We start from the raw sequence: 21,172 nt of genomic DNA, 5'->3' as shown, positions 1-21,172 counted from the left end.
TCATTTATCATAATTTAAAATTTGTCAAATAACTTAAAAGTTATAATCTCCCACTTTATTAGTTTACTAAACTTCATACTACTTCAAAATTATTTTTCTCATATCCCCCACCATGTATAAAGATCCACAAACTAAAATCATGTCTTCCTTATTACAGTAACTCAAAGCTCTTTCATAAGCTTTATGGTAGGAATTAAAATACTCACAATTATTATTATATTTTTCCACAATGTGGATTAAATGTTCACAATTTTCTGCCCTGTTATTATGTGGAGTAACAGTAATTACTTTTTGGGCCTTAGGAGTTATTTCTTTTACTATATTTTCTACTTGCTTATCTTTTAAAATTCCTAATATTAAAATAAGATTATTATAGTTAAAAGTTTTTTTTAAAGTTTTAGTTAAGCTTTTAATTCCATCTATATTATGAGCCCCATCTATAACAACCAAAGGATCTTTATTTAAAATCTCCATTCTAGCTGGCCATTTAACTTTTTTCAGTCCCTCCTCTATAGATTTATTACTTATACTTACCCCTATATTTATTAATTTTTCTATAGTTAAAATAGCTGTACAACAATTATTTATTTGATATTCTCCCAACAATGGTAACTCTATATTATATAAACTTTTTTTAGTTTTTATAGAGAATTTCTGAACACCTATATTTTTAGAAGAACTAAATATACTTATTTCTTCTATATAATCATTTACTTTTATCAATCTACTTTTTCTATAATTACAAGTTTTTTCTATAACTTCCTGTACTTTTCCACACTGTGGATATAATATCACTGGTGCTCCTTTTATTATTCCTGCTTTTTCTTTTGCTATTTCATCTAAAGTATGTCCTAAAATTTCCATATGATCATAATTTATAGAAGTTATGACACTTAAAATTGGATTTAATACATTGGTAGAGTCCAATCTTCCACCAAGTCCTACCTCTATTACTGCATAATCCACTTTTTCCTCATAAAAATAATAAAACATAGCTGCAGTAATTATTTCAAATTCAGTAGGATTATCATACCCAAGTTTAATTACTTCTTCAACCTTATAAGCTACTTTAGTTACTATTTCACTCAATTTATCTTTTGGTATATTTATTTTATTTATTTGAATTCTCTCTTCAAATTCCTCTATATAAGGTGATGTATACATACCAACCTTATATCCTGATTCCATTAAAACACTAGAAATCATAGCTGTGGTTGACCCTTTTCCATTAGTACCCGCTATATGTATACACTTTAATTTTTTATGAGGATTACCTAAAAGTTCTAATAACTTCTCTGTTCTACTGAGACCTAAATTACTACCAAACTTAGCGGTAGACTTTATATATTCCATGGCTTCTTTATAATTCATCATATCACTTCCCATTTATAAACTTCCAAACCACATAATAATTATTTTAAAATAAGGCAGGAAGTATTCCTCTTCCTACCTCTAATAATATTATTTTAATGATTGTAAACTTTGCATTACTGACTTTAACATTTCTTTATATTTTTCACCTTTTTCTCTTTCAGCATTTACTACAGCTTCTGGTGCTTTGCTTACAAATCTTTCATTAGATAATTTTTTCTCTACTCTTTCAATTTCTTTTTCTAACTTTTCTTTTTCTTTATTTAATCTTTCTAATTCTTTTTCTATATCTACAAGTTCTAATAATGGTATAAATATTTCAGCTCCCCTTGTAACTACAGCTACATTTTTATCTGAAGCTTCCTTTTCTTCCATAAAGCTAACTTCTGAAGCTGAAGCTAGTTTCTTAAAGTAAACTTCTCCTTCTTTGAAAGAACCCTTTGCTTCTCCTTCTGTTAAGTAAATCATTAATTTAGCTTTTCTTGAAGGTGGCACATTCATTTCTGTTCTAACATTTCTTATAGATTTAATAGCTTCTATGATATATTCCATATCTTTTTCTGCTTTTTCATTCTTTAAATTTTCATCATATTGTGGCCATTTTGATATAACTATTGATTCAAATTCTGTATATAAATGATTATAAATTTCTTCTGTTATAAATGGCATTATAGGATGTAATAATTGTAATGAAGTTTCTAATACCTTATGAAGTACATTGAAGGCTATACCTTTAGCTTCTTCATTTTCTCCATATAATACTGGTTTAACAAGTTCTATATACCAATCACAGAATTCTCCCCATATGAAATCATATATTTTTTGAGAAGCTATTCCAAGCTCAAACTTATCTATATTTTCTGTAACTTCCTTAACTACAGTATTTAATCTTGATAATATCCATTTATCCGCTATTGTATAATTTTTATTATCCTTATATTTATCCATTAAATCCTTATCTAAATTCATAAGAACAAATCTAGATGCATTCCATATTTTATTTGCAAAGTTTCTAGCAGCTTCTACTCTTTCAGGATAATATCTTATATCATTTCCTGGAGCATTTCCTGTAACTAAAGTAAATCTTAATGCATCTGCACCATATTCATTTATTACTTCAATTGGATCTACACCATTTCCTAATGATTTAGACATTTTTCTTCCTTCTGAATCTCTAACTATACCATGAATTAATACAGTATTAAATGGAATATCATCCATACAATAAAGTCCAGAGAACACCATTCTTGCTACCCAGAAGAATATTATATCGTATCCTGTAACTAGTGTATTATTAGGATAAAAATATTTTAAATCTGGTGTTTTATCTGGCCAACCTAATGTAGAAAAGGGCCATAGAGCCGAACTAAACCAAGTATCTAAAACATCATTGTCTTGATATAATTTTTCACTATTACATTTTGGACATTTTGTTGGCTCTGAAGTTTTTACAATAACCTCTCCACAATCTTTACAATACCATACTGGAATTCTATGTCCCCACCATAATTGTCTTGATATGCACCAATCTTGAATATTTTCCATCCAGTTAAAATATGTCTTTTCAAATCTTTCAGGAACAAACTTTAATTCTTTATTTTTTACAACTTCTATAGCAGGTTTTGCAAGTGATTCCATTTTAACAAACCATTGCTTAGAAATTATAGGTTCTATTACTGTTCCACATCTATCATGACAACTTACATTATGATTATGTTCTTTTATTTTAACTAAAAATCCTTCATTTCTTAAGTCCTCTACTATGGAACGTCTAGCTTCATATCTATCCATACCATGGTACTTAGAACCTTCAAAATTAATTCTTCCATCATCAAACATTACATTAATTTCTGGAAGATCATGTCTTTTACCTACTTGATAATCATTAGGATCATGTGCTGGGGTTATTTTTACTGCTCCTGTTCCAAACTCTACATCTACATATTCATCTGCAACTATAGGTATTTCCCTATTTACAAGTGGTAACATAAGGGTTTTTCCTACTAAATGAGCATATCTTTCATCCTTTGGATTAACGGCAACAGCTGTATCTCCAAGCATTGTTTCTGGTCTCGTAGTAGCTATTTCTAAATATTCATCACTACCTACTACTGGATATTTTATATGCCAAAAGTGTCCTTCATGTTCGTTATATTCTATTTCCGCATCAGATATAGCAGTTTTACATTTTGGACACCAATTTGTTATTCTATTTCCTTGATAAATTAATCCTTCATTATATAATTTAACAAAGAAATGCTTAACTGCTTTATCAAGCTTTTCATCCATGGTAAATCTTTCTCTTGTAAAATCTAAAGAGCAACCCAACTTTTTAACTTGGTTTCTTATTTTTCCTCTATACTCGTCTGTCCAATCCCATACTTTTTCAAGGAATGCTTCTCTTCCTATTTCCTTTTTCACTATACCTTTTTTTAGTAATTCATTTTCTACTTTTACTTCTGTAGCAATACTTGCATGATCTTGTCCTGGTAGCCATAAAGTACTATATCCTTGCATTCTTTTTGTTCTTATTAATATATCTTGCAATGTATCATCTAATGCATGACCTAAGTGAAGTTTTCCTGTTATATTTGGTGGAGGTAAAACTATAGTGTATGGTATTTTATTTTCCTCCACCTTTGGTGTGAAATATGCTTTTTCCTCCCAATTTTTATAAAGTCTATCTTCAAATTCTTTAGGACTATAAGTTTTTTCCATTTCCCTTGTTTCTGACATTTTAATTCCTCCTTATGTATTTATAATTTTAAGGTTTCAATGAAATAAAAAAGAGCCGTCATCCTTAAAAGGACGAAGACTCGCGGTACCACCTTTTTTCCTGCTAACACAGGCTCTTATATATTAACGGATAAGAATCCGTCTTTACTTACTAAACTCAGTAAAGAAGCTCCAAAGCTACCTTCAAGATAAATTAAATATAGAAAATTTTTCAGCCGTAGAATTTTCCTCTCTTTTATATATTTTATCTCTACTCCTCTTTATCACAGCTTTATTTTATGTTAAATTTTATAAATTCTTCATTTTGTTCATTATATATCTGGTTGTATTATATGTCAATAAAATTATTTTAACATAAATGTAGTTAAAAGCATACTATGATTTGATTTATTACAATTTGTGCAGATTTTGAATCTAAATTTCCGGTTGGTTCATCTAAAAATATTCGAATCCAAATCCATATAGTAAATTCACTACTTGATTGTAGTCCGCACAGCACAATAAAAATAATAGCCATTTCTGTAGTTAGTAAACTTGTATATAAAATATTTTTTTCATATTTGTTATGATAGTTTTTTATAAGTAAAATAACATGTATTAAATACTGAATTGGTATTATTGGATTCATCATTTTAATATTTCCTACAAAACCAAAATTAAATAAGAGTATTTAACATAATTAATAATGTCCTCATATTATGAACTAATATAAAATTTATCTTGGAGGTTTTTATGAAAGCAAAAAAATTTCACTTACTCTCTTTACTTTTAGTATTAGCACTTTCTGTAAGTATTCTTGCTGGTTGCGGAGCTAATAAAGAAAAAGAAAAATCCAAAGATCTTGTAAAAGTTGAATTAAATGAAGTTGTACGTTCTGTTTTTTATGCACCTATGTATGTAGCCATTAATGAAGGCATGTTTAAAGAGGAAGGTTTAGATATAGAACTATCTACTGGTCAAGGTGCTGACAAAACTATGCAACAAGTTTTAAGTAAAAATGCTGACATAGGTTTCTGTGGACCAGAACAAATAATTTACATTTATAATCAAAAAAGAGAAGACTATCCCATATTATTTGCTCAGTTAACACAAACAGATGGTTCTTTCCTAGTTGGTAAGAATGAAGATAAAAACTTTAAATGGGAAAATCTAAAAGGAAAATCTATAATTGGTGGTAGACCTGGTGGGGTTCCTGAAATGTCATTAGAATATGTGCTGAAAAATCATGGTTTAGATCCCGAATCAGATGTTAACCTTATTACTAATATAGATTTTACTGCCACAGCTGGTGCTTTTAAATCTGGTACTGGTGACTACGTAGCTTTATTTGAACCTACTGCAAGTAGACTCCAAAAAGATAATTCAGGGTCCATAGTTGCATCTATTGGTAAGTCTGCTGGAACTTTACCTTATACTTGCTACTTTACTACAAAATCTTATATGGAAAAGAACCCTGAAACAATTCAAAAATTCACAAATGCTATCTATAAAGCTCAAATGTGGGTTGAAAAGCATAGTGAGGATGAAATTGCTAAATCTATAAAGTCCTTCTTCCCAGGATTTGATGAAAAATTATTAGTAGATGTAATAAAAAATTATAAGAGCATAAACGCTTATTCTACTAATCCTATAATTAAAGAAAAAGAATTAAACAAATTAATGGACATAATTCAATCTTCTAATAAGGAACTTATTCCCCAAAGACCTTCTTTTGATAAAATTGTTACAAATAAATTTGGTGAAAAGGCTATAAAAAAATAATAATTAAGGGGATAAATTATCCCCTTAATTATTTAAGAAGTTACCTCTTATTTTATATTTCTTTTGAAACCGCTGTTTGTTCTAGAGATTTATTTAACTCATCCTTCTTTAATTTATCAAAAGCTACAGATAACATAAGCTTTATTCTGTTTAATTGATTAACTTCACTAGCACCTGGGTCATAATCTATAGCAGCTATATTAGTTCCCTTAAATTTTCTTCTTATTTCTTTTATCATACCCTTTCCTGTAACATGATTGGGAAGGCACGCAAAAGGTTGCATACATATAATATTAGGTACTCCACTTTCTATAAGTTCAATCATTTCCGCAGTTAAAAACCAGCCTTCTCCCGTTTGATTTCCTATAGATAATATTTGTTTTGCTCCTTTAGCTAATTCATCAATTTCCTTAGGCTCTGAAAATCTATTACTGTTTTTAAGAGCCTGTTTCATTTCTTTTCTATAATACTCAATAATTTTAATTAATATATTACACATTATCATATTACCTCTTGACCCTGACAAATATTTATATTTGAATTTAGAATTATAAGAACAATATAGGAAAAAATCTAATAAATCTGGTACTACAGCTTCCCCACCTTCTTTTTCTATAATATTTACAATATCATTGTTAGCTGTTGGATGAAACTTAACTAATATTTCTCCTACCACTCCTACCTTAGGCTTAACTATATCTTTTATTTCTAAATTATCAAAGTCATTCACCAACTCATAAACATTTTCTTTAAACTTTTTCATAGATCCGTCTTTTATATTTGCTTTGCATCTATTTATCCACTTTTTATATAATAAACTAGCCGAACCAGGAATTTTTTCATAAGGTCTAACTTTGTATAGTACTCTCATAAGTAGATCACCATATATGAGTGCTATTAAAGATTTATTGGCCAATGAAAGTGTTACTTTAAACCCTGGATTTTTTTCTAATCCCACTGCATTCAATGATATAACCGGAATTTTATCAAAACCAGACTCTCTTAATGCCTTTCTCAAAAATCCTATATAGTTTGTAGCCCTGCATCCTCCCCCAGTCTGAGTTATTATAACTGAGGTATTATTTAAATCATATTTGCCTGATTTTAATGCTTTAATGATTTGTCCCACAACTATAATGGATGGATAGCATGCATCATTATTTACATATTTCAATCCTTCATCTATAGATTTTTTATCAACTGAAGGTAATACATCCAAATAATATCCTGATTCTCTAAAAGCTTCCTGTATAAATTGAAAATGTATAGGAGACATTTGTGGACACAATATAGTATGTTTTTTTCTCATTTCCTTTGTAAATATCACTCTTTTAGGAGCACTGTAAAGTTCAACTGGCTTAAAATTCTTTTTATTTCTTTCATATAAAGCCGCACTTAATGAACGTATTCTAATTCTTATAGCTCCTAAATTGCTTCCTTCATCTATTTTTATAGAAGTATATATTTTCCCCCATCTTGCTAATATCTCCGCTACTTGATCTGTGGTTACTGCATCTAATCCACATCCAAAAGAATTTAACTGTATAAGTTCTAAATTATTCTGCATAGCTATAAAACTTGCTGCTGCATAAAGCCTAGAGTGATACACCCACTGATCTACAACTCTTAGAGGTCTTTCTACTTTTCCTAAATGTGCTACTGAATCTTCAGTTAAAACCGCCATTCCTTGAGAAGTGATTATATTAGGTATTCCATGATTTATTTCTGGGTCTATATGATAAGGTCTACCGCTCAATACTATTCCTTTTTTGCCCGTCCTATTTAAATAATTTAAAACCTCTTCTCCTTTTTTTCTTATATCCATTTTAACTTTATAATCTTCTTCATAAGAAAGCTCAATAGCTTTTTTTATTTCATCTAATCCAAATTTAAATCCATTATTTTTTAACTCCTCATAAATTCTTTTAATAAGTCTTTTCTTATTATCTAAAGGTAAAAATGGATTCATAAATTTTATATTTTTTTCTTTCAATAAATCCATATTATTTTTTATAACCTCTGGATAAGAGGTAACCATTGGACAATTATAATGATTATTGGCTTCTTTCTGTTCCTTTTGCTCAAAAGGAATACAAGGATAAAATATAAAATTAATTCCTCTATTTATAAGATTTTTAATATGTCCATGTACTATCTTTGCTGGATAGCAAGCAGATTCTGAAGGTATAGTATCAATTCCTAAATCGTATAAGCTTTTAGATGATCTCGAAGATAATTCAACTCTAAATCCTAGAGTTGTAAAAAAAGTAAACCAAAATGGATAGTTTTCATACATATTTAAAACCCTCGGTATTCCAACAACCTTATCTTTTGCTTTTTCCTTTTTTATAGGAATATATTGATGAAATAATCTATTATATTTATACCTATATAAATTTGGTAGTTTATTATCTTCTATATCTTTTCCTGCTCCTCTTTCACATCTATTTCCTGACACAAAATATCTATCATCTGAAAATCTATTTATAGTAAGCAAACAGTTATTTGCACATTTTCCACAACGCTTCATTTCCACCTTAACAGTAAAATTATCTAATTTATCTTTAGTCTTCAGTGTACTTTTCTTACCTTTTTTATATCTTTCCTTAGCTATTAAAGCTGCTCCAAATGCTCCCATAAGACCTGCTATATCGGGTCTTATGGCTTTCCTTTGTGATATGATTTCAAAAGTTCTTAACACAGCATCATTATAAAAAGTTCCACCCTGAACTATTATCTTTTTTCCCATAGCTTTAGGATCTCTTATTTTAATAACTTTAAAAAGAGCATTCTTAATTACAGAATAAGATAACCCTGCTGATATATCCCCTACTGTTGCTCCTTCCTTTTGAGCTTGTTTAACTTTTGAATTCATAAATACTGTACATCTAGATCCTAAATCTACAGGTTGCTTAGCCTTAATTGCACAACTTGCAAATTCCTGTACAGTCATATTTAAAGAATGAGCAAAAGTTTCTATAAAGGATCCACAACCTGATGAACAAGCTTCATTTAACATAATTTTTTCTATTACTCCGTCTTTAACCATCAAACATTTCATATCTTGTCCACCAATATCTAATATAAAATCTACTCCTGGACTAAAAAATTCTGCTGCCTTATAATGGGCTATAGTTTCAACTTCCCCTATATCAACCTTCAAAGCAGATTTAATTAAATTTTCACCATAACCTGTTACTGTAGAATTAATTATCTTAGCCTCTTTAGGTAAATTACCATATAAATCTTTTAATATTTCTATTACTGATTTTAATGGACTTCCTTCATTACTTCCATATTTAGAATATAAAAGTTTTCCTTCTTCATCAATTAAAACCACTTTAGTAGTAGTAGACCCTGCATCTATTCCAAGATAACAATTACCTTTATAATGACTTATATCTCCTTGTTTCACTTTATGCTTATTATGTCTATGTTTGAACTCTTCATATTCCTTATCATCCTTAAAAAGAGGTGATAAGATTTCCACACTATCAACTTTAACCGTCTCTAGTGCTTCTAACCTTTCAACTAAAGACTTAAAACTTAAAGTATATGCTTTTTCTTTAGATGCTATAGCTGCTCCCATAGCTACAAATAATTGAGAATTATCTGGGAAAATAGCTTCTTCTTTTTTTAATTTTAATGTTTCTATAAATCTTTTTCTAAGTTCTGATAAAAAATAAAGAGGACCTCCTAAAAATGCTACATTTCCTTTTATTATTTTCCCACATGAAAGTCCGCTTATAGTTTGATTTACTACTGCTTGAAATATAGAAGCTGCAATATCTTCTCTAGCAGCGCCCTCATTTAAGAGAGGTTGAATATCAGTTTTTGCAAATACTCCACATCTTGCTGCAATTGGATATATAACATTATATTTCTTAGCCATTTCATTTAATCCTTTTGCATCAGTCTTTAAAAGTGATGCCATTTGATCTATAAAAGCTCCAGTTCCACCTGCACACGTTCCATTCATTCTTTGATCTACTCCATCGTCAAAAAAAGTAATTTTTGCATCTTCCCCGCCTAGTTCTATAGCTACATCGGTTTGAGGTATAATTCTTTTTATGGTATTGGTACAAGCCACCACTTCTTGTATAAAAGGTATCTTAAGCCATTTAGACACAGAAAGTCCTCCAGATCCTGTAACCATAAGAGTTACATCAATGTCCTTAAACTTATTAAATGCTTCTTTAATTATTCCAATTATAGTACTTTTTATATCAGAAAAATGCCTCTTATAAATACCGTATAAAATTTTATTATTTTTATCTAATATAATAATTTTAACTGTAGTAGAACCAACATCTAATCCCATATGAAATAATTTTTTCATAACACTCACCTTTTACATTATTATATATTAAAATTTATAAATACTATTTCTTCTATATATGGATATTATATATATGCATATTATATACTTTCGATTATCATTATTCAACTAAACATTATGTAATATAAATAACCACTTAACCCTAGTAAAAGCACTATATTTTATAACACAAATTAATAATTTTTCATATAATAAATGGAGATATGAAGAAAGTTATATTGAACTCGTTAGGAGATGATATAGTGAATAAAGTAGTAGTTAAAAATATATATATGAACTATCATTCTTTAAAAGGGGCAACCTCTGCTATAAAAGATATTTCATTTTCTATTAAAGAAGGTGAATTTGTAAGCATAGTAGGTCCCTCTGGATGTGGAAAATCTACATTATTAAATATAATTGCAGGATTAATACCTGCATCTAGTGGTAAAGTTTATATAGATGATGAAAAACAAAATTCTATTTCTCGTAAAATAGGATATATGTTTCAAAAAGATCATCTTTTTCAGTGGCTTACAGTTTGGCACAACGTGACCTTAGGTCTTAAGATACAACACAAATTAAATGATAAAAACAAAGAATTTATAGAAAAACTATTAGAAAACTATGGTTTATCAGAATTTAAAAATCATCATCCTGATGAATTATCTGGAGGAATGAGACAAAAGGTAGCTCTAATTAGAACCTTGGCCTTAAATCCTGAAGTATTACTTTTAGATGAGCCTTTTTCTGCTCTTGATTATCAAACTAGATTAAATATAGGTGATGAAATATATAAAATAATAAAAAATGAAGGCAAAACAGCCATAATGGTAACCCATGATATTTCAGAAGCCGTGGCTATGTCCGATAGAGTATTAGTATTATCCAGTAGACCAGCTAAACTAAAAAAGGAAATAAACATAGAGCTTTCTACTCAATATGATTCCCCTTTAAAGTGTAGAGAAGCTCCAGAATTTAGAGTTTATTTTAATAATGTATGGAAGGAGCTGAATACATTATGATAGATGAAAAAAAAGAACACCAAATATATATAAAAAAAGTAAACAAGAGAAAAGAACTAATAACCATTACTAGACTATTAATATTAGTAGCGTTTTTCGCATTATGGGAAATATCCGGAAGATTGGGTTGGATAGATCCTTTCCTAACAAGTACACCCTCAAGAATGTGGAAAAGTATGGTACAAGTATATAATGAAGGTACCCTTTTTAGACACATAGGAATTACCTGTTATGAAACAATAGTAGGTTTCTTATCTGGAACACTGTTAGGAGCTTTAATAGCAGTACTACTATGGTGGTCTAGCTTCGCATCAGAGGTATTGGATCCTTATTTAGTAGTATTAAATGCCCTTCCTAAGGTAGCTTTAGCTCCTATTATAATTTTTTGGGTAGGCAATGGAACTAATGCCATAATATTAATAGCTTTATTAATATCTATAGTAGTTACTATAATAGGCATTTTAAATGGATTTAATGAAGTAGATAAAGATAAAATTAAGCTTATGAGAACTCTTGGTGCAAATAAATGGCAAATATTAATTCATTTAATAATTCCTGCTACTATTCCTACACTAATTGCATCATTAAAAATAAATGTAGGATTATCTTGGGTAGGAGTTATCATGGGGGAATTTCTAGTTGCTAAAGAAGGTTTAGGATTTTTAATAATATATGGTGGACAAATTTCTCAATTAGATATGGTAATGTTTAGTATAATCATTTTATCTATACTAGCATACCTAATGTATGAGGGAGTAGCATTATTTGAAAAGAAAATTTCCAAAAAATTAAATTATTAAAGCCATCTATAAAGAACGGTATTATGCAGAATATACTGTTCTTTATTATTGCTTTTTGTATAAAAATAACATTTATGGATATCATATTAACGAAAGCATAAAAGAATATATTAACAATATTTTTAATATAAATTAATATAAATTATGTATTAGAAACATAAGGAGGAAAAATCATGAGTTACTTTCATAAAGCTAACCATTATTATAATACTAAAGATTATAAAAAAGCTATAGACTTATATAAAAAAGCTGCTAAAATAGAGGAAAATGAAGTTTCCTCCCTATATAATGCTGCTGTATGTTTCATAAAGTTAAAAGAATTTAATAAAGCTATTCCTCTGTTAAAAAGCGCCATAAACAAAAAGAAAGATAGTAAATATTTTTTTAATTTAGGTTATTGTTATGCTATGCTTAAAAATAACAAGAAAGCGTTAATTTATTTTAATCTTTCTTGGTCTTTAAATAATGATGATTTAGATTGTGAAAAAGCTATAAATATAATCACCAGAAACTTAAGACACGAAAAACAAAATTAAAGACTAGTTAACTAGTCTTTAATTACCATTCACCTATAATCTCAGCCTTCCTATGATCTATTTCAAATCTTTTAGTATCAAAATAATTTCCACCATTATAAAATGTAGCATCTACATTAACCCATCTTCCTTCTTCCGGTACATATACTTGATTCCATGCATGACTTACCCAACTTACTCCATTAAATCCTTCACCTGTAACTAATCTTACCTTTATATCATTAGCCTTACACATAGCTACATACAAGCAGGCATAATCAAAACATATTCCTTTTCTTGTCTGAAAAGTTGCTATTGCTCCAGATTTTACATTGAAATCATCATTTAAAACTCTACTAGCCTTATTATGATCATAAGCTATATTCTTGCCAACCCAATTATAAATAATTTTAGACTTTTCTTTAGAAGATGCCTCCTTAGCAGCTAACCCCCTAGCAAAAGTGTCTATAGTTTTATTGGATTTTACGCCTTCATCTAAAGTAACTCCATTGTAATATACTATAGTTTTACTTCCGTGGGTTTTACTTGTACTATTCTTTCCAGTATTTTTAGGTTGTATTTCTTTTATCTGTATTTTAAAAGAATTATCTATTATATTCGGTAATTTTCTTGCTATTTTTGAATTAGTAATAGGTATTATTATCTGTTTGCATATGCTTTTATAAGGTTTTGACATCTCTAGATATCTATTAAAATTATTATTTTTTACAAACATAGAAAATATATTTAATGTAAAAGTAACCAATAGTACATAACATATAGACTTAGGTAGATTAAATATAGCTCCTAAAATTCTCTTAAATAAACTACTGGTGGATTTCAATAATTTTTCTAGTTTATCCAATAATATATATATTGTTACAGAATTTATAGCATGTAAAATTATTTCTATAATCTTATATACTATAAATGTAAGTAACGGTATTATAACTATATAAATAATAAATTGATTATTATCTATATATCTAATTATATTGTCTGGTATTTTAATATATATTTCTTTATATAAACCACTACTATGATCCATAAATATTTTTCTTCCATAATATACACCTAAAAATAAGGATAATATAAAAGCTATCGTCTTATTAGTTTCCTCAATATCTGATTTTAAGTCTCTGGAAGAAAATTTATAGAGGAATCCCTTTAATATAGGAAATAAAAATACTAACAACAATATTAAATTTATTGGATTATATTTCATTCACATCACCAACCTCATTCTTATCCTAAGTTTTATGAATAACACTGTTTACGACTTTTTTAACTTCCTCAAAACCATATCCTCGTCTTAAAAGATAATTATACAGTTTTCTATATATTTTTTGTTCATCTCTTTCAGACTTTATTATAATATTATACCTTCTTGTTGCAATGTTATATATTTCATCAATATTATACTTTCTTTCTTCTCTTTTATTTTCTACTAAACTTATATTATTCTTTTTTAATTTATTTACTACATTTTCTATTACACTTAAGGTATAACCTCTATATATTAGATAGTCCCATATTTTTTTATATATTTTCATAAGATTTTTTTCTCTTTTAGATATTATATCATACTTTTTGTAAGCTAATTTATATGCTACTACTTCTTCTTTATCTATATCAATATCACTTATTTTACTATTCAATAACTCCTCTTTTATACCTTTTTTTAATAAAGAGTATCTTATTTTATTTCTTCCACAACTATTAATTTTTTCTCTTATAAATAAATCTACATATCGACTGTCATCTATAAAATTATAACTTTTTAAAAACTCCATAACTCTTTTTATACAATCATTTGTATATTCTTTTTCTTTAAGTTTATCTTCAATATATTTTTCTGTTTTTAAGCTTTTCTCTATTAACTTTAAAGAATAATTTTTACATTTCATATAATTATCTTCTTTTATAATAGAGGATAATTTATCCTCATCTACTTTCAATCCTTTTTTTAAGTTATGATAATAAATTAATTCTCCACTACAAGCAAAGGCAAATTCTTCATTAATATATATATTAACTCTATCCTTATTTCTTTTTTGCCATTCTATTTTTGTTATTACTTTATCCATATTAACCCTCCAAAAGTAATTTAATTATTTAAAAGTACATGTATAGTAGGGTTTCTTAATACCTTACTTGCTATTTTATAAATATCTTCCTTTTCCATATTGTTTAAATCTTCTATGTCCTTATAAAATTGAAACAAATCTTCACCATCTATAGACTGGTGAAGGGCATAGTTTCCTAAATCAGTAACATCTTCTAATGTAAATGCTATAGCTGTTTTTAATGTTTTTTTCATTAAATCAATAGTATCCTTTTCAAACCTTATTTTTCTTTCTTTTATATTATTAATACATTCATCTATAACTTCAATAGCGGAATCTAAATTTTCCTTGGAAATAGATGTATATATATAAAAGGTCTTAACATGTGCTGATAAATCTAAATCTGTATATATATCATAAGCAAAGCCTCTTTTTTCTCTAAGTTCTCTAAAAAGTATGGAATTGGAACTTTCTCCTAATTTATAACTTAATATTTTTAAGGCTAATTCTTCTTTCTTATCTAGTCCATAAAAAGTAAATAAATAAACTATTGTACTTTGCTCTATATCTTTTCTATAGGATATCTTGTTAATTGGAATATTACACTCTTCCAATACAGTGTTTCTATTAAATTCTTTATAAATCCACTCTTTAAAATACTTTTTTACCAGATCTATTACATATTCATGAGGAAATGGAGACACAATAGCTATATATGAATTATTAGGCACATAATATTTTTCATAAAAGTTTTTTAATTCATTTTTATCAAAACTTTTTACAGTATTTTCATTACCTAAAATATCATATCTTAAAGGACTATCTTTAAATGCTGCTTCATTTGTTTTTTTAAAGCTAAAGTCCTCTATGTCATCTTTACATGATCTTATTTCCGCTAATATAACTTCTCTTTCCTTTTCTATTTCTTTTTCATCTAATATAGAGTTTTTAAGCATATCTGATAACAATTCTATAGACTTTTCTACTTCATCTTTTAAAGCTGTTATACTAAATACTGTAGAACTATTATCAGTATAGGCATTATACTCTCCACCTAGAGCTTCTAACTCTTTATTTAATACTTCATTATTCCTTGAACTAGTACCTTTAAAAAGCATATGTTCTATAAAATGAGAAATCCCTTTTTCATTTTTTCCTTCGTATATAGCTCCTATTTTTATACCCATATGAATGGACATCATCTGTGTATCCTTTTTTATAGTAATCAACTTTATTCCATTATCAAGAACATTTTTTTTAGCATCAAACATTTATAATCCCCTTTATTTTTTATATTTACATAATTATAATTTATAACTTCATATATGTACATACTATCTACAATATTATATACTTAAAACTTGATAATTTCATTTGACGTTAAAAAATAAAAGTATTAAACTATATAGGTATTATTTTGAAATATAGACAGTTCGAAACCATCCTGTCTTTAAGCAAAACTATGGAGGTGTTAAAATGTATAATAAAAAAATTTACAAACTTGTTTTCTCATCGTTAATAGCGGCAATTTATACTGCATTAACCGTACTACTTGCCCCTATAAGTTATGGTCAACTTCAAATAAGGGTATCTGAAGCTTTAGTTTTATTACCTTTCTTTTCTTCATATTCTATATGGGGAGTTTTTATTGGATGTATAATATCTAATTTAATAGGAGGCAATGGTATAATTGATATAATTTTTGGTTCCTTAGCTACATTAATTGCAGCTATATTAACTTATTATATAGGTAAGAGTAATTTAAAACATAAAAAATTCATTGCTCCTCTTCCACCTATAATAATAAACGCTATAGTAATAGGATTAGTTTTAAAGTATACTTTAAGATTACCTTTATTATTGTCTATGTTATGGGTAGGTATTGGTGAAGCAATTTCTTGTTATATACTAGGATTATTGCTTTTATCTATTATAGAAAAAAATGAAAAACTTTTATCTTACTTTGATAATTAATATAAATTAAGGAGTTTATAATCTATGGCAAAAGTAAAATTTAAAGGTAGCGCTATGTTAAACCCAGTACCTATTGCATTAATTACATCAAAAGAAGAAGAAAATAATACAAATGTTTTTACTGTAGGTTGGATAGGAACGGCATGTACTAAACCACCTATAATTAGCATAGCTATAAGACCAGAAAGGCTTTCTTATAAATATATAAAGGAAAGTTCTAATCTTGTAGTAAACCTTCCTTCTAAAAATATGGTAAAAGCAGTAGATTATTGTGGAGTGCGTTCTGGTAAAAATGAAGATAAAATTAAAAATTGTAACTTTACATTACATAATTCTAGTGAAGTTACTGTACCTTATATAGAAGAATGTCCCATAAATTTGGAATGTAAAGTTAAAAATATAATTCCTTTAGGAACACATGATTTATTTTTATGTGAAATCTTATGTGTAAACGTAAATGAAGATCTAATAGATACAAAAGGAAAAATACATTTTGAAAAAGCTAATTTAATGTGTTATTCTCATGGAGAATATTTTCCTCTTCCTGAAAAATCCATTGGCAAATTTGGATATTCGGTACAAAAAAAGAAATCTAAAAAACATAAACACAAAAAATCGTAAAATAAATTCGTATATAAAAATATAGGTGTGGTCACACCTATATTTTTATATATGAGTAATATTATGTTTTTAAATTATTTTGAATTCCAATCCTTCATAAATTTTTCTATTCCAACGTTAGTTAATGGATGTTTTATCATTTGCTTTAATATTTTGTATGGAACAGTAGCTATATCAGCCCCTGCTATTGCAGATCTAGTAATGTGTATAGAATTTCTGATGCTTGCTGCTATTATTTCTGTTTCTATACCATGAATACTAAACATTTCTGAAATTTCTTCTATAAGATGTATTCCATCCATTCCAATATCATCCAATCTTCCTAAAAATGGACTTACATATCTAGCTCCTGCTCTTGCTGCAAGTAAGGCTTGAGGAGCTGAAAATATTAAAGTTACATTTACGTCTATTCCTTTTGATTTTAATTTCTTTGTTGCTTTTAAGCCCTCCTCTGTCATAGGAATCTTAATAACTATATTCTTATGAAGCTTTGATAATTCTAATCCCTCTTCAACCATTTCCTCAGAAGTAACTCCTGTTACTTCTGCACTTATAGGTCCGTCTACTATATTTGTAATCTCTTGTATTACTTCTTCAAATACTCGTCCCGATTTAACTATTAAAGAAGGATTTGTAGTTACTCCACAAATAATTCCCATATCATTTATTTCTTTGATTTCATCAACAATGGCTGTATCTATAAATAGTTTCATTTATAATCATTCCTCTCTGTTTACTTATATTAAAATCTAAATAATGATATTATCTTGGCAAGTATTGTGCCTATTACTCCAAAATCCGCATCACTAAATGTAGTTCCTACATATCCAAGTCCACCTAAAGTTGGAAGTAATAATGCTGGTAAAAATGTTATTATTATTCCATGTACAAAGGCTCCTAATATAGCTCCTCTTTTCCCTCCAACAGCGTTTCCAAATACTCCTGCTGTTGCCCCACAAAAGAAATGAGGCACAACCCCTGGTAATATAACTGGTGCTTTTAAAGCTATTAATATAAACATTCCAACTATTCCACCAAGAAAACTTGATAAGAAACCTATTAAAACTGCGTTAGGGGCATAAGGAAATACTACTGGACAATCTAACGCTGGTTTTGCATTAGGAACTAACTTCATAGCTATTCCTCTAAATGCTGGAACTATTTCACCTAATATTAATCTTACTCCCGCAAGTATTATATAAACCCCACCTGCAAATGTAATTGCTTGAATTAATGAAAATACTATAAAATTTTGTCCTCCACTTAACTTTCCTACATATGTAGGTCCTGCTGCTATTGAAACTATTAAATATAATATTGACATAGTTAAACTTATTGCAACTGATGTATCTCTTAAAAAAGTTAATCCTTGTGGAAACTTCATTTCTTCTGTTGATTTAGAATCCTTACCTACAACTTTTGCAACACATGCTGATATAATATATCCAAAAGTTCCAAAGTGACCAAATGCAATATCATCTACACCAGTTATCTTTCTCATAATTGGCTGAGCCAAAGCTGGCATTAAAGCCATTATAAATCCTAATAATACTGAACCTATTATAACCAAAGAAGTTCCTTTGACCCCTCCAGCAATTAATATTGCTGCTAACATACAAGACATATATAATGTATGATGTCCTGTTAAAAATATGTACTTCATCTTTGTATATCTAGCTATTAATATATTTATCAACATACCTAAAGCCATTATTAATGCTGTTTGAGTGCCATAATCTTTTAATGCCATTCCTACTATAGCCTCATTATTAGGGACTATTCCAGTAATTCCAAATCCATATTGGAACATCTTACTAAAGTAATCCAAAGCTTTAACAACAATTTCTGCTCCTCCACCAAGTACTAAAAACCCCATTATAGTCTTAATTGTTCCCGTAACACAATCAGATGTTGATTTTTTTTGAAATATAAGACCTACTAAAGCAACTAGTCCAACTAATATTGCTGGAGTACTTAATATATCCAACAAAAACTTTAACATAAAATTTCATCCCCTTTTTCTTTTTATTCTGAATCATTTTCTGCAATAAAAGCCTAATACTTAATTACATGTAATTTAATTTCCTCAATACTTCTATTAATTTTTCTTTTAATTCATTAATATCTATCATATTATTCAATGAAACAACTTCTCCTCCTAAATCTTCTAATCTTACAGCTATATCTCTTGTACCAACATATATATCTGCTTGAATCCCTTTTGCTGAAGCAAGATCTGAATGATTTACCTCTATGCCACTTAGATTTAACTCATTAATAACCTTCTTTATGTTCATCTCGATCATAAAACTACTTCCTAGTCCACTTCCACAACATACTAATATTTTCATAAATAATTCCTCCCAAAATTTAATTTTCTTTATATTCCTTTAATACTTCTAAAATTTTCTCTTCTGACTCTGCTTCAAATATTTTATTTAAATCATTTGAATTCATAAATATATCCATTAAGTTTGAAAGCAATTCTAAATGACTCGTATTATCTTTAGCTGCTAATGTAACTATTAATTTTACAGGATCATTTTGGTCACTTCCAAAACTTATCGGCTCTTTTAATGTAACTATACTAATTCCAGTTTTATTTACTCCGTCCTCCGGTCTTGCATGTGATAATACAATTCCAGGTGCTATTACCATATAGGGACCTAACTTCTTAAAATTATTAATTATTGCATACTTATAATTTTTATCAATAATATCTTTCTCCTCTAAGAGTAGGGTTCCCATTTCTATAGCATTTTGCCAACTTGTACATTTTTGCTTTACTTTTATAAAATCTTTTACCACTAAATCTCCGATCACATAATTCACTTCCATTTCTAGTTTAGATTATTTCTCCTTAACGTATCTTTATTATATATAATTTCTATAGTAGTTTGAATATGTTTACAACACCTTCTATTTCAATTTAAAAAGGAAAATTTGAACTAAAAAATATATGCTCTGTTTATGAAATAAAAATAAAAAACAAAGTAATAAATTATACAGAAAGCAATTTATTACTTTATCTTTTTCATCAATATTTTATTATTTCTTATTTATAACCTTTTTGCATGCTAATACTATATCCTCAGTAGTCATTTTATATTTCTTCGAAAGAAATTTCATATTTCCTACTTCCCCAAAATGATCAACTATTCCAATTGGCTCAATTGGAACAGGTTTGTTTCTACATACTATTTCACAAATAGAACTATAAAGACCACCTAAAATATTATGATTTTCACAAGTTACTGCCGCTTTAGTTTTTTCTAAAGATTTTGTGACTATTTCATCATCTATTGGCTTTATAGTATGAATGTTTATTACTTCTGCACTAATTCCTTCTTGCTTTAAAATATCACAAGCCTCAATAGCAGATTTACACATAATCCCTGTAGAAAAAATAGTTACATCCCTTCCTTTAGAAATTATATCTCCTTTAGATAAATTAAATTTATAATTATCATCATATATTTTAGGTACTTGCTTTCTTGGAATTCTTAAATATACTACTCCTTTATAATCTACAGTTTTATATAGAGCTTCTCTTAGTTGAAATTCATCTGCAATATCTATAATAGTAACCCCTGGTATACTTCTTAATACTCCAATATCCTCAAAGCTCATATGAGTTCCTCCATTAAGCTCTGAAGAAATTCCCGCATCTGTTCCTATTATTTTTACATTTTGCTTTGCATAAGACATTGAAATTGCTATTTGATCACATATTCTTCTAGTTGAAAATGCTGTAAATGTGCATATATATGGATTCATTCCATAAGAACTCATTCCTGCAGCCATAGATGCCATATTTTGCTCACTAATTCCAGTATCAAAAGCTCTTTCCTTAAATATCTCCCTAAGAGGCATCGTACCATTAGCTTCCGCTAAATCACCATCCATAAACACAATATTATCATGCTTATTCATTAACTCTTCCATTACCTCACACAATACTTTTCTCATTTCCATAACAAAAATC

Annotated in this window: 18 protein-coding genes and 1 other annotated feature; of the genes, 6 read left to right on the top strand and 12 right to left on the bottom strand. The window is 28.1% G+C overall.

Features of this window, described 5'->3' with window-relative positions; all coding sequences use genetic code 11:
* Nucleotides 1-78 precede the first annotated feature (78 nt).
* The 3 genes from BN1711_RS02700 to BN1711_RS02690 form a co-directional block, all read right to left on the bottom strand.
* Complete coding sequence (locus BN1711_RS02700) at nt 79-1,371, bottom strand: bifunctional folylpolyglutamate synthase/dihydrofolate synthase (protein WP_050608420.1); 1,293 nt, start codon at nt 1,369-1,371, stop codon at nt 79-81.
* A 90-nt stretch (nt 1,372-1,461) separates the two neighbouring features.
* Entirely contained in the window at nt 1,462-4,107 is a 2,646-nt protein-coding gene (locus BN1711_RS02695) for a valine--tRNA ligase (RefSeq protein WP_050606652.1), read from the bottom strand.
* A 65-nt stretch (nt 4,108-4,172) separates the two neighbouring features.
* Nucleotides 4,173-4,383: a binding site (T-box leader), on the bottom strand.
* A gap of 88 nt (nt 4,384-4,471) precedes the next feature.
* The gene (locus BN1711_RS02690; protein ID WP_050606651.1) at nt 4,472-4,738 is read right to left on the bottom strand and encodes a hypothetical protein; all 267 of its coding nucleotides are present in this window, start codon (nt 4,736-4,738) and stop codon (nt 4,472-4,474) included.
* A 101-nt stretch (nt 4,739-4,839) separates the two neighbouring features.
* On the opposite strand from BN1711_RS02690, the gene BN1711_RS02685 reads away from it, so the two are divergent.
* Entirely contained in the window at nt 4,840-5,868 is a 1,029-nt protein-coding gene (locus tag BN1711_RS02685; protein ID WP_050606650.1) for an ABC transporter substrate-binding protein, read from the top strand.
* 52 nt (nt 5,869-5,920) lie between these two features.
* On the opposite strand, the gene BN1711_RS02680 is transcribed toward BN1711_RS02685, so the two are convergent.
* Entirely contained in the window at nt 5,921-10,207 is a 4,287-nt protein-coding gene (locus BN1711_RS02680; protein ID WP_050606649.1) for a 2-hydroxyacyl-CoA dehydratase, read from the bottom strand.
* Between the two features lie 242 nt (nt 10,208-10,449).
* Between BN1711_RS02680 and BN1711_RS02675 the strand changes: the two genes are divergently transcribed.
* From BN1711_RS02675 to BN1711_RS02665, 3 genes are all read left to right on the top strand, one after another.
* The gene (locus BN1711_RS02675; RefSeq protein WP_050606648.1) at nt 10,450-11,211 is read left to right on the top strand and encodes an ABC transporter ATP-binding protein; all 762 of its coding nucleotides are present in this window, start codon (nt 10,450-10,452) and stop codon (nt 11,209-11,211) included.
* A complete protein-coding gene (locus tag BN1711_RS02670) occupies nt 11,208-12,011 on the top strand; it encodes an ABC transporter permease (RefSeq protein WP_050606647.1) in 804 nt (267 codons plus the stop codon). The genes BN1711_RS02675 and BN1711_RS02670 overlap by 4 nt, the downstream gene beginning before the upstream one ends.
* A gap of 173 nt (nt 12,012-12,184) precedes the next feature.
* Nucleotides 12,185-12,547 (top strand): tetratricopeptide repeat protein, encoded by a 363-nt coding sequence (locus BN1711_RS02665; RefSeq protein WP_050606646.1) that lies wholly within the window; start codon nt 12,185-12,187, stop codon nt 12,545-12,547.
* Nucleotides 12,548-12,569: 22 nt separating this feature from the next.
* Here BN1711_RS02665 and BN1711_RS02660 read toward each other — a convergent pair whose 3' ends face one another.
* From BN1711_RS02660 to BN1711_RS02650, 3 genes are read right to left on the bottom strand one after another with little or no spacing between them, the layout of a single operon-like run.
* Entirely contained in the window at nt 12,570-13,751 is a 1,182-nt protein-coding gene (locus BN1711_RS02660) for a transglutaminase-like domain-containing protein (protein WP_050606645.1), read from the bottom strand.
* Nucleotides 13,752-13,776: 25 nt separating this feature from the next.
* A complete protein-coding gene (gene recX, locus BN1711_RS02655) occupies nt 13,777-14,613 on the bottom strand; it encodes a recombination regulator RecX (protein ID WP_050606644.1) in 837 nt (278 codons plus the stop codon).
* A 20-nt stretch (nt 14,614-14,633) separates the two neighbouring features.
* Entirely contained in the window at nt 14,634-15,863 is a 1,230-nt protein-coding gene (locus tag BN1711_RS02650) for a M16 family metallopeptidase (RefSeq protein WP_050606643.1), read from the bottom strand.
* Between the two features lie 205 nt (nt 15,864-16,068).
* Here BN1711_RS02650 and BN1711_RS02645 point away from each other — a divergent pair, with 205 nt between their 5' ends.
* Nucleotides 16,069-16,566, top strand: coding sequence for a QueT transporter family protein (locus BN1711_RS02645; RefSeq protein ID WP_050606642.1), 498 nt, complete (start codon nt 16,069-16,071; stop codon nt 16,564-16,566).
* 24 nt (nt 16,567-16,590) lie between these two features.
* Nucleotides 16,591-17,187 carry a flavin reductase family protein gene (locus BN1711_RS02640; protein ID WP_050606641.1) on the top strand — a complete coding sequence of 199 codons (597 nt, stop codon included), beginning with the start codon at nt 16,591-16,593 and terminating at the stop codon, nt 17,185-17,187.
* Nucleotides 17,188-17,261: 74 nt separating this feature from the next.
* Here the strand turns inward: BN1711_RS02640 and fsa are convergent, their stop codons facing one another.
* From fsa to BN1711_RS02615, 5 genes are all read right to left on the bottom strand, one after another.
* On the bottom strand, nt 17,262-17,900 hold the full coding sequence (fsa, locus tag BN1711_RS02635; protein ID WP_050606640.1) for a fructose-6-phosphate aldolase: 639 nt from the start codon (nt 17,898-17,900) through the stop codon (nt 17,262-17,264).
* Between the two features lie 29 nt (nt 17,901-17,929).
* Complete coding sequence (locus BN1711_RS02630) at nt 17,930-19,189, bottom strand: PTS ascorbate transporter subunit IIC (RefSeq protein ID WP_050606639.1); 1,260 nt, start codon at nt 19,187-19,189, stop codon at nt 17,930-17,932.
* A gap of 64 nt (nt 19,190-19,253) precedes the next feature.
* Nucleotides 19,254-19,538, bottom strand: coding sequence for a PTS sugar transporter subunit IIB (locus BN1711_RS02625; RefSeq protein ID WP_050606638.1), 285 nt, complete (start codon nt 19,536-19,538; stop codon nt 19,254-19,256).
* A gap of 19 nt (nt 19,539-19,557) precedes the next feature.
* A complete protein-coding gene (locus tag BN1711_RS02620; RefSeq protein ID WP_050606637.1) occupies nt 19,558-20,010 on the bottom strand; it encodes a PTS sugar transporter subunit IIA in 453 nt (150 codons plus the stop codon).
* Between the two features lie 225 nt (nt 20,011-20,235).
* Complete coding sequence (locus tag BN1711_RS02615; RefSeq protein ID WP_050606636.1) at nt 20,236-21,162, bottom strand: transketolase family protein; 927 nt, start codon at nt 21,160-21,162, stop codon at nt 20,236-20,238.
* Nucleotides 21,163-21,172: the final 10 nt, after the last annotated feature.

The sequence above is a fragment of the Clostridium niameyense genome, assembly GCF_001243045.1.
Taxonomy (GTDB): domain Bacteria; phylum Bacillota; class Clostridia; order Clostridiales; family Clostridiaceae; genus Clostridium_F; species Clostridium_F niameyense.
This window is presented reverse-complemented; position numbering and strand designations above follow the sequence as displayed.